11 protein-coding genes are annotated in these 10,620 nt (G+C 49.9%); 7 read left to right on the plus strand and 4 right to left on the minus strand.

What is annotated here, in order from left to right; translation table 11 throughout:
- Window positions 1–24 precede the first annotated feature (24 nt).
- The 7 genes from QNK41_RS22415 (at window position 25) to QNK41_RS22445 (ending at window position 4,746) form a co-directional block, all read left to right on the plus strand.
- Window positions 25–684 (plus strand): class I SAM-dependent methyltransferase, encoded by a 660-nt coding sequence (locus QNK41_RS22415; protein ID WP_319261938.1) that lies wholly within the window; start codon window positions 25–27, stop codon window positions 682–684.
- A gap of 151 nt (window positions 685–835) precedes the next feature.
- The gene (locus QNK41_RS22420; protein WP_319261941.1) at window positions 836–1,105 is read left to right on the plus strand and encodes a BrnT family toxin; all 270 of its coding nucleotides are present in this window, start codon (window positions 836–838) and stop codon (window positions 1,103–1,105) included.
- Window positions 1,105–1,401 carry an antitoxin gene (locus QNK41_RS22425; protein WP_319261943.1) on the plus strand — a complete coding sequence of 99 codons (297 nt, stop codon included), beginning with the start codon at window positions 1,105–1,107 and terminating at the stop codon, window positions 1,399–1,401. The genes QNK41_RS22420 and QNK41_RS22425 overlap by 1 nt, the downstream gene beginning before the upstream one ends.
- A 631-nt stretch (window positions 1,402–2,032) precedes the next feature.
- Window positions 2,033–2,701 (plus strand): hypothetical protein, encoded by a 669-nt coding sequence (locus QNK41_RS22430; RefSeq protein ID WP_319261946.1) that lies wholly within the window; start codon window positions 2,033–2,035, stop codon window positions 2,699–2,701.
- A 147-nt stretch (window positions 2,702–2,848) separates the two neighbouring features.
- The gene (locus tag QNK41_RS22435; RefSeq protein WP_319261949.1) at window positions 2,849–3,067 is read left to right on the plus strand and encodes a CopG family antitoxin; all 219 of its coding nucleotides are present in this window, start codon (window positions 2,849–2,851) and stop codon (window positions 3,065–3,067) included.
- A gap of 481 nt (window positions 3,068–3,548) precedes the next feature.
- Window positions 3,549–4,022: an EVE domain-containing protein gene (locus QNK41_RS22440; RefSeq protein ID WP_319261952.1), complete on the plus strand. Its 474-nt coding sequence runs from the start codon at window positions 3,549–3,551 to the stop codon at window positions 4,020–4,022.
- Window positions 4,023–4,335: 313 nt separating this feature from the next.
- Window positions 4,336–4,746 (plus strand): GNAT family N-acetyltransferase, encoded by a 411-nt coding sequence (locus tag QNK41_RS22445; RefSeq protein WP_319261954.1) that lies wholly within the window; start codon window positions 4,336–4,338, stop codon window positions 4,744–4,746.
- A 1,089-nt stretch (window positions 4,747–5,835) separates the two neighbouring features.
- Here QNK41_RS22445 and QNK41_RS22450 read toward each other — a convergent pair.
- The 4 genes from QNK41_RS22450 to dctP form a co-directional block, all read right to left on the minus strand.
- Window positions 5,836–7,365, minus strand: coding sequence for a class I adenylate-forming enzyme family protein (locus QNK41_RS22450; RefSeq protein WP_319261957.1), 1,530 nt, complete (start codon window positions 7,363–7,365; stop codon window positions 5,836–5,838).
- 149 nt (window positions 7,366–7,514) lie between these two features.
- The gene (locus QNK41_RS22455) at window positions 7,515–8,852 is read right to left on the minus strand and encodes a TRAP transporter large permease (RefSeq protein WP_319261960.1); all 1,338 of its coding nucleotides are present in this window, start codon (window positions 8,850–8,852) and stop codon (window positions 7,515–7,517) included.
- Between the two features lie 30 nt (window positions 8,853–8,882).
- Window positions 8,883–9,458, minus strand: a complete 576-nt coding sequence (locus tag QNK41_RS22460) for a TRAP transporter small permease (protein WP_319261963.1) — start codon at window positions 9,456–9,458, stop codon at window positions 8,883–8,885.
- A 240-nt stretch (window positions 9,459–9,698) separates the two neighbouring features.
- On the minus strand, window positions 9,699–10,620 hold a 922-nt coding region (dctP, locus tag QNK41_RS22465), incomplete at its 5' end, for a TRAP transporter substrate-binding protein DctP (RefSeq protein WP_319261966.1).

Genomic DNA, 10,620 nt, shown 5'->3' on the forward strand with positions numbered 1-10,620 from the left:
ATCGTACAGCTTTAAAGAGCAGATATGGAATATGACATTGAACAAATGATTAGCAAAATGATTAAAAAACAAACTGACTTCAAGCATAAGATAGTTCTCGAAATCGGTTGTGGCGGAGGTAAACTATCTTCACTTCTGGCAAATGATACAGAGCAGTACATTGGTATCGATCCGGATACAAAAGCCATCAGTGACGCCAGTCAGACACACGACAATGTGGATTTCAGGGTCGGTAGCGGCGAATCCTTGGCGTTTAGTGGTTCCCGATTTGATCTTGTTCTTTTTACACTTTCACTGCATCACCAAAACAGCACTCTGGCTCTAAAAGAAGCAGGCAGGGTTCTAAAAAATGATGGAAAACTTGTTATTATCGAACCATCAATAAAAGGAGAGTTTCAACAATTTTTCCATCTTTTTGATGATGAAACTCAGAAAATACAAAACGCTTATCGTAGCTTAATGGATAGTGCCTTTGCTCTGGAGAATGAAGACACCTTCAATGCCATTGCTATGTTTGAAGATAAAACAGACCTGTGCAGCTATGTTTTTGACCGTGCAACGATTGCTCCTGGGGATGCAAATCGTATCATTGAAAAATTGAATCAATTGCAGCCTGGCTTATCTGACCATTCTCCCATTATCCTCAGAGATACAATTGAGATTTATCTTCTGACTAAAGCCTAAAGAAGAAAAGGGTGCGCACCTTAACAACTGCAAAATAAATCACAACAACGAAAATGAACCGGGTGATACCGGTTATTTTCAAAGTTCTGTTTCCAACCCAATCCATCCAGAATGGGTTGACAAAAGGCAGACATCGGCATATATTTATCGCATGAAATATTTGAATTGGAATTCTGAAAAAAACGAAATTTTAAAACGTGAACGCGGGATATCCTTTGAGGAAATAGCTTATTTAATTGAATCTGACCGGGTTATTGGAATCGAGGAAAATCCAGGGTATCCCAATCAAAAGATGTATGTTTTAGAAGTCGACAACTATGCCATCATTGTACCTTACGTGGAAGATGATGATGAAATCTTTTTAAAAACAGCTTTTCCGAGCCGGAAATACACAAAAAAATACGGTTTGAAGGGGGAATAATGAATAAAATCAATAAAAAGGCATTTAAGCCAATCGATCAGGAAGAGAAAGACTTGATGGAATCAATCGAGCGGGACGAGTGGCAACCTGTTAAAAATTTTGACCAAGAAAGAAAAAAAGCAATAGAGGCAGCTCGAAATACTTTAAAAAAAGATAAACGTATAAATCTTCGACTTTCTCAAAAGGATTATCATCAAATTCAGATAAAGGCCATTGAAGAAGGTATACCATATCAAACACTTATTTCCAGTCTTGTGCATAAGTATTTGAATGGTTCCTTGACACCCCGGTCATAGAAAAGAAACAGAACATTGGGTTTGAGAAGGATGTGCGGAAAAAGCGCCCGTGCACCTGTCAACCCAGGCGTTGATGAGGCTGCGCTCCGCCTGATCAACGCCTGGGTGCCAGGTTCCCGGTCGACTCCGTGGTTACCGGGCTCCGCTGCACTACGCCCGATAACCACGGAGTCGACCAGCAATTTTGCCCCAATAACCAATCACCGCGTGCCTGTTTTCAAGGCAAAATCGCCGGTCACCCCGGCCGTTATGTGCACATAGCATATTATCAATGAGAGGTGTTAAAAGTGCCATGGGTCTATGCCGAAAGCTATATTGAGGATATAAACCTAAACGTATTGTCTTCGGGTGGGTTTACCAGAAATGTTAGTTTTTGGCACGACCTGCGAGTTCTATATGGTGTTGATGTTCGCCTTGTAAGCGAAGGCCGCGCCCCTCATGTTACATTTAAAGTATTTCAAAATGCAGACAAACCTATCGCAGGTAAACCTAAAATACGGGTTTACGGCCTACTCATTGCCGCATCCGAGGTCGACGCTTATACAGAGGCAAGAACTTTTCCCCAAGAGTTACCTCGCTCGTTTCTTTAGCACTTCGTATTTCTTTGCGGGCAACCGGTGATCTTCGAATATTGAATATCGCAGAGTCGGAACATGGGTGGCTACCTCACTTCGAAGATGAGGCATTGGTTGGTATCGATGTGCTGGAATCACCTGAAGAGATAATTGGCGAGGAGCGTCAATATGAAGTAAGACGTTATTTGCCATACCACCAACCAACTATTGGATCCGTTACAAACAAAAACAATCTGTCAATTTATTTTACAGATGTTATGCGTCAGGTTGATCGTAATACAAATGTAAGCGTTGAGTATCTACACGTTGAGAATGAAGAGTTTCATTGTGCAAGTGAGTGGCTATCATCAAATAGTGAGGAGGAAGGCGTTCTTCAAAATGCTCTGCCATACTATGCAGCTGCACTTACACAGTCTGCCCCTGTCTTACAGTTTTTGTTACTCTGGAATTGTGTAGAACACATTGTAAACTCAGTAGACAGTGATAGATTGCTAACAGACGAACAAATCAATAACATGCTATATGCTGAATCATTAACTGGATTTACAAGAGAAAGAACTAAAGGGGCCTTAAAGCAGTTAACCGCCATGTCATTCCGTGAAAAAGTCAAACTGGCATTCGAAACCATTTTCGGAGACTGTCTTGCTGATACTGAGAAAAGAATTCCAACTCTTAGGTCAAAGCGTAGCGCTATTGTTCATCCAAGACTTAGCGCAAGGCAATGATACATCTGTAGTTTCATATATACCCAAACTGAGCCTTAACGTTTTAGTTGTTTGCCACTGCTATCGAAGCGATGAATCTAAGATTCGGATGATTCCAGCAAGAAAAGCAACTAAAAAGGAGCAAGACGTTTATTTTAGGGGGACATTATGAGAAAAGAATATGATTTAGATAAAATGAAAGGACGCAGAAATCCTTATGCTAAACATTTAAAAAAACAGGTGACTATCCGAATAGGTGTTGATGTCATTGATTATTTTAAAAATTTAGCTGAGGAAACCGGAGTTCCATATCAAAATTTAATCAATCTGTATTTGCGTGATTGCGTTCACTCCAACCGCAAACTTTCCGTAAACTGGACGCGATAAGGTGCAGAACATCAGCGTTCAAGGGACGGCGAGGACCGTTCCGCCCATGACGCTGGGCGTTCGCTGTCTAAAATTATGAGTGAGAAGGTTTGGGAGAGGCTTGGGGTCGGGACAAATTAAAATTTTGTAATTATAGGAGATACAACAAAATTGCCCTGGCAGCGGTTATTAATCGGCCGTTTGTTAATGTGGTCTTGAGTGGTGCCGCATGCGTCGATCATCTGAAATCCAACCTGCAAGCATTGAAGATAAAATGGAACGATTCATTGGCAGAGATGTTGGATGCGTTGGTGGAACCCGCCGAAAGTTATTGGCACATACGTAGCCAATTGGCCTGGAATTAAGGGGGGGGAGAACCTGAGATCCAGGGATGTTAAATTAGAAAACCTGGCGCTTAATTTTTTCGATATGACATTGTGCCAAATGTAAAGACCTAACCCTGCATTTTTTCTGTTTCAGGTCTCCCAAAGGAGCGATTCAATTGAACTATTGGCTGATGAAATCCGAACCGTCGGCGTTCAGCATCGACGATCTGAAAACAATGCCAGACCAGACGGAACACTGGGACGGGGTGCGCAATTACCAGGCACGCAACATGATGCGCGATCAGATAAAGGTAGGCGATCGCGCCTTCTTTTATCACTCCAACTGCCATGTGCCGGGGATAGTCGGGCTGATGGAAGTCTTGCGCGAAGGCTACCCGGACCATACGGCCTTTGACCCCAAGAGCAAGTATTTCGACGAGAAAAGCAATCCGGACAAACCGCGCTGGTATATGGTCGACGTCAAATACATCCGCCACACGAAGCGAGTCATCCCCCTGGCCGAACTAAAGCCACATGCGGCACTTGAAAACATGCCGCTGGTGCGCAAGGGGAATCGACTCTCGAGCATGCCGGTCTCCGAGACCGAGTGGCGCTATATTCTATCGATTGAGAATCGACCGGTGCGGTAAATCGACACAGTTGAGGGAAGACAGGCTCGCATCTTAATTATTCCGGGGCTTGGCCCGAACCTAAGAAACTCATCGGTAATATGACAGAACCACCTCTTGCCGCGGATCGCAAATAAAGCGCACGCCGATGAGTTACGTCAACGACCGGCACCTGCCCATGGAATTATCGTTGAAACCTCTCACTATAGACTAATGGGACGACTTTGTTTCTTTATTTGGTGAGCGAGGGGCATGCGGTGGATGCTGGTGCATGCTTTGGCGTCTTACAAGGTAACAGTATGAGTTACAAAAAGGAGTCGGCAACAAACTTGCCATGAAGGCCATTGTCGACTCAGGAGAGGTTCCTGGTATCTTGGCATACCACGACACGGAAGCAATCGGTTGGTGTGCCATTGCACAGAGAAGCCGCTATTCTGCTTTATCAAGGTCCCGTATGCTTCAGCCAGTAGACGACCGTCCGTGCTGGTCTGTCGCCTGCCTGTTTATTGAAAAGGCATATAGAAAAAAAGGTGTTTCAACCGAGCTTTTACGAGCTGCGAGTGAATATGCCAAATCGCAGGGCGCAGAATTGGTAGAAGGTTATCCGGTTGAGCCCAAACCTGATAAAGATATACCGCCTGCTTTTGCTTGGACCGGCATACCTTCAGCATTCATTCGTGCTGGGTTTAAAGAGGTCATGCGACGTTCACCAACACGTCCGATCATGAGGAAAGAATTGGAATAATCGTTAGCCTGTATCCCAGACACGAAAGCGGTCGTTGGTTCAAATCCAATCGCGCCTACCATTTGCACCCAATTTTCTGCGTGTTAGTTAACCATGCCGACTGAGTCATGGATTCCAATCAACCGCTATATTCCACTTTTTAAAACCTTCCCAATGCAAATTGAAGTGGTCTTACTCGGCAACCGCTGAGCCAACGGCAGCGGTATGAACCAAACGCAAATTAGCCAAAGCATGCTTGATAGTGGCCCCGGCTACCTCGATGGCTGCGTCTATTTCGCCGACCTGTTTTCCGCTCACCGGTAATGGTCCATCATGGGCGAAAGTGTGCAAAATTGGTCAGGGCCCTCCAGATTTTTCCCTCAGCTTGCCCCCCAAACTCTCCGAGAATTGTATAACCTATAGAAATAGTGGTGCAATTTTTTTTGGTACACCAAATGCTTACCTATTCAGACAAATCCAATCATTAGTTATAGGCCCTGGGGGAGGACGGTATCATGATGGTTCTAAACGAGTCTCAGCAGAACTGCGAGCGTGTTCCGGACGAAAGCACCCAGCCCAACCGTAAAATTCGACTTGTCGACCCTGACGTGGGGATGGATCCAACCCAAAGGAATGATTGTCGGCGGGAGGGGCGATTGCTTGAATACGATCAAGTCAATGGGTTTTTTAAGGGCCTGCTTATCATGCTACCCTGTTCCATCCTATTGTGGGTCATCGCTATTTGGGGCATTCGATCACTGATTTATTGATGGTGGAAAAGGCGGAGCCACTTTTCCTGATGGGTCGTTTGAGCATGTCAAGTTCTCGGTATACTTGCTGAGCGCAATGACGCGTCATCCCCATTGATACGCTATTTGTTTTCAGCAACTGACTTGGCTCACATACTTTCTACATCGGCAAAACCAATGTCAGTCAGGGAATGAGGAAACAGGGAAGGTCCCTTCAGCCGCTTGGACGGCCGATGGGGATAGTATCAACCGCATGGTGAAAATCAGATAGATCTCAATCTCGGCGCCTTTGAGGGATTCATAACCATCAAGCTGTTCGCTTTGAAGGAGCCTCGTGACGGTCAGCCGCAAAGGCCCATGCCTACTCAATAAATATTTTTTTGACTTCTTCCTTGAGTATCTTACCCATTGTATTGCGTGGAATTTCTTCCAGGAAAATAACTTTCTTGGGGCATTTCCAGTCGTGCAGGTCCGTTTTGCAAAAGGCTTTGATATCTCCCTCGGTCAAGTCGGCGTCCGGTTTGAGAGTCACCGCCGCCACGACTTTTTCACCCCATTTTTCATCAGGCTTGCCCACGACGACGGATTCATCAACCCCGTCGATTCGATTGATGACCGTCTCCACTTCTTTGGCGGAAACATTTTCGCCCCCGGTGATAATGATGTGCTTGATCCGGTCGGTCAGGTAATAATATCCTTCAGTGTCGATTTTACCCAGATCCCCGGTACGGAACCATCCGTCCTTGAATGTGTCGGCAGTTTCGCGGGGTTTGCGCCAGTATCCCTGGGTGATGGCTGCACTTTTCAACCACAGCTCACCGATTTCGCCCTGGGCAACATCGGCAAGTGTTGCCTGATCGACAATACGCACCTGCAACCCCGGCAGGGGCAGTCCGATGGATCCGGGAATACGTCTTCCGGTCAGGGGATTGGAAAAATTCATGCCGGTTTCAGACATCCCTTCACGTTCGACTGGTTCCCGGCCGAAGACGGTGGTGATGCGTTCGAACTCCTTGACCAGCAGCGGTGCCGAGCCGGAGGTGAACAGACGCATATGGCTGAAATCCAGATGTCGGTCGCCAAGGAAATCCATTAACTTGGTGTACATGGCTGGTACGGCCATGAAAGCCGAGCAGGCCGCATTACCAGCCTTGCGGGATAGCTCCGCCACTACGGTTTCCGGTTTGAACTGGTCGAGCATGCGCACATGGGCGCCGCTGAGCAGGGCCGTATGCAACGCAAAACACAACCCATGCACATGGAACAGGGGCAGTGCGTGACACAGCACATCACCGGCGGTCATCTCCCAGGTGCCGATGATGTTGTGGGCGTCGCAAACCAAATTCCTGTGGGTCAACACCGCGCCTTTTGGGTTGCCGGTGGTTCCGGAGGTGTAGATCACCAGGGCCGGATCGTCCGGATCGATGTCGACTGCCGGCACGGTTTGCGGTTCCGAGCTGAAAAAATCGATGTCCTGATAGGGTTGTGCGGTTGTTATCTCCAACAGCTGCGCGTCGGGGTCGATACCGCGGACCAACGCCTTTTTCTGGGGTTCGACGATGATCAACTTGGCGGCGGTATCGCCGAGCAGATAGGTCATCTCATTTTTTTTAAATCCGGGATTCAGGGGCACGGCCATCGCGCCGATGGCCTGGATGGCGAAATGGGCCACCACGGCGATCAGCGACTTGGGGATGAAGAGAACGACCCTGTCACCTTTCTGGACACCGAGATCAAGAAGGGTGTTGGCCAACCGGTTCACATCGCGCTGCAACTGCATGTAGGTCATTTCGGTTTCGGCCCGGCCGTCGCGCAAAAACGTGATGGCTGTTTTGGGACCTTGTTTGGCAGCCACGGTTTCCAGCCAGCGGTTTGTGGAAGTTGCTTTCATAATTGATCCCTCAGCAAAAATAGTTCGCGACCTGTGCACGGATTTCGATTCCATCCGGGCTGTTCCGCAGCGGTCATAATTTTTTTTCTGCTTCTTGTCAAACGCTGGGAGTTCCCGCCCAGTTTGCCGGGAGCGTTTTCCGATGATGATTATCCGATCATTTTGTTCGGCAGCCAAATGGCCAGTTCCGGCCAGATGCACAACAGGACGATCACCAGCAGGTCGATGATCACAAACGGGGTCACCCCCAGCAGCACCTGGGACATGGGTACGTCTGGGGCGATATTTTTGACGACATACAGGTTCAAACCCACCGGGGGGGTGACCAGACCGATTTCCAGATTGACAGTCATGATAACGGCAAACCAGATAGGGTCGAATCCGAGTCCCTGGATGATCGGCAGCAGCAGAGGCGCCACCATTAAGATGACGGCCGCCGGCGGAATGAAACAGCCCAGGAGGAGCAGCAGGATATTGATCACCACGATGATCCCCCACTTGCCCAGGGGCAGCTGCAATATCAGCTCACCCAGGGCCTGGGTGGCATACAGGTCAGACGAAACCCAGGCAAATACCAGCGCTGCGGCCATGATCATCAGAATCATGCTGCTTTCGTTCAGCGCCTTGATAAATATCGGCCAGAGTTGTTTCGGGCGCCAGATCCTGTAGATGGTCATCACGAAAAACAAGGACAGCACTGCACCCAGGCCGCCGGCTTCACTCGGGGTGGCCCATCCCCCGTACAGCGACCCCATGATGCCGACGATGATCAGCACAAACGGCAGGACCTTGAAAAGGGAGAAAAACCGTTCGGCCCAGGAGAATTGTTCGTCAACCGCTTCGGTTTCCAGAAAATAAGTCGAGCCGGGGCTGGCAGGCACGATCTTGCGGTAAAAAAACACGATGGCCAGCCATGCGCAGCTGAGCACCACAAGCAGAATACCAGGAATCACGCCGGCGATAAAGCATTTGCCGATGGATGTCTCGGTGGCAACCCCGTAGAGGATCATGGTCACGCTCGGCGGGATTAAAATGCCGAACGTTCCGGCATGGGCAATCAGCCCGGTGGCCAGCGCCGCCGAGTACCCCCGCCGCCGCATCTCCGGAATGCCGATGCCGCCGATTGCCGCGGCCGTCGCGGGGCTCGACCCGCACAGGGCTGCGAAAATACCGCATCCGACCATATTGGCAATACCGAGGCCTCCCGGGATCTTGTGGAGCCATTTGTGAAGGGTTTCGTACAGGTCCTTGCTGGCGTGGGAGGCGGCAATGGGTGCACTCAGCAGAATAAAAAGCGGGATGGCCAGAAGCGCAAAGCTATCCATGCTGCCGTGGAGCACGTAGGGCAAGGTCGGCATCAGGTGGGGCGAGAAACTCAGAATAAAAATGACCGATATGCCCGCCAAACCGGCCCAGATGGGAATCCCAGAGACGAGCAGGCCAAATGCGCTTCCAAACAGGAGGATGGCCAGTACGTATTCGTTCATACCTTGCCTTTCAGTTCAAAGGATCGCAAGTCATTTTGACGGGGCGGTTTCATCCTTCATCTTCACATCGGCAAGTTCCGATGGCAGCACATTCTCTTCGATGTCGCCTTTGCGCAGTCGCTCGATTTTTCGTCCGATGAAAACGATATATTGCATGAACAGAATGGTCATGCCCAGTGGCAGAAACAGGAAAGGAATCCAGAGGGGCGGCCCCCACAGCGATTCGGAGTGCTCATTATTGATGACAGTCTCCCACCACATGGGCCAGGCATACCAGGCCAGGATAGCGGTCAGGATGCACGACATGATGGAAACAACGATCAGGGTGAGCTCACGGGTGCGGGGCGACAGGTGGATGATCACCAGGTCCACATTCAGGTGGTGTTCATTCTTCTGAACGAACGGGGCGCCCACAAAGACTGTGAAGATCAGCAAGAACACCGATGCCTCGATCTGCCAGATGGTGGAAATTCCCAGCAACTTACGGACGATAACCGCCTCGGTGACGATCAGGGCCGCCGCCACCAGGCACAAGGCGGCCACCCAGCCGGTGATGACGGTCAGTCCGTCGGTGATGCGGACGAAGATCTGGTATGCTGTTTTCATGGTTTTCACCCGGAGGTTGAAGCGTTAATTGCGCAAAGACAACACGGCAGAATGCACGTACCCCAAACGGCACCGATCCAACCGCCGGTCTAATGCGAGGCGGTCAGAATCGAGCGGGCATTTCATGTCCCGCAAGCGATGCGGCGTGTGGAATGCCCGGATCGCGCCTTTCGGCGCCCGTTCCGCATCCCTTGACGGGGGATAGCGGAAGCACGTCAGAGTCGCGCTGTAAACCGTGTCCTATTTCATTGCATCCAGCGCCAGGTCGAGATATTCCTGCCCGCCTTCCACGGTTTTCGCATACTCCGGCCAAGCGGTCTGCTGGGCAAAAGCGAGCCACTGGTCGAATTCCGCCTTGGTCATGTAATGAATCTTGACGCCGGCTTTGGTGTACTCGGCAATCAGCTTGTCGACCAGGGATTTGAAGTTGGGGACGACCCAGTTGGCATTCATCTCCTCGGCCACCTCCATGAAGATCTTCTGCTGCTCAGGCGTCAGGCGTTCCCAGGTGGTTTTGGAAAGGATCAGATTCTCGGCCATGTACCAGATCGAATAGTCCCGCGGCACGTTGATGTAGCTCAGCACCTCGTAGAGCCGGTAAGAGACGAAAGATGCCGATGATGTCAGCATGGTGTCCAGCACGCCGGTGGACAGCGCATGGTACGTCTCCGATGACGGCATGCTCGTAATCGACGCCCCGGCCTCGCGCAGCATGAATTCAAACTTTTTCCCGGCCGCTCTCAGCTTTGTGCCTTTGACATCTGCCGGCAGGACGATCTGCCGGGTTTTACTGCCGACCCCGCCGTCGAACCAGGCCCAAACCAGGTTTTTAACACCGTTATCCTCCATCAGCGCTTCCACTTTTTTGCCTATGGGTTTGTTGCGCCAAGTCATGCCCTGCGTGACGCTGGTGACCGCGCACGGCATGAGCGTGATGGAAAGCTGCGGCACCTTGCCGGAGGCATAGTCCAAAGGAAATACCGACATGTCCAGAGCCCCTTTGCGCAGGGCGTCCCACTGTTCTTTCGGTTTGTACAACGATTTGGCCGGATAGTAGCGGAACTTGATTTCACCGTTGGTCTTTTCGGTGACCATGTCGCCAAACACGCGTGCCATCTGATCGCGAACGTCACCGGCGGCAAACTGGTGCGAGACTTTCAGC

The organism is Desulfosarcina sp. (genome assembly GCF_033791525.1).
Taxonomy (GTDB): domain Bacteria; phylum Desulfobacterota; class Desulfobacteria; order Desulfobacterales; family Desulfosarcinaceae; genus Desulfosarcina.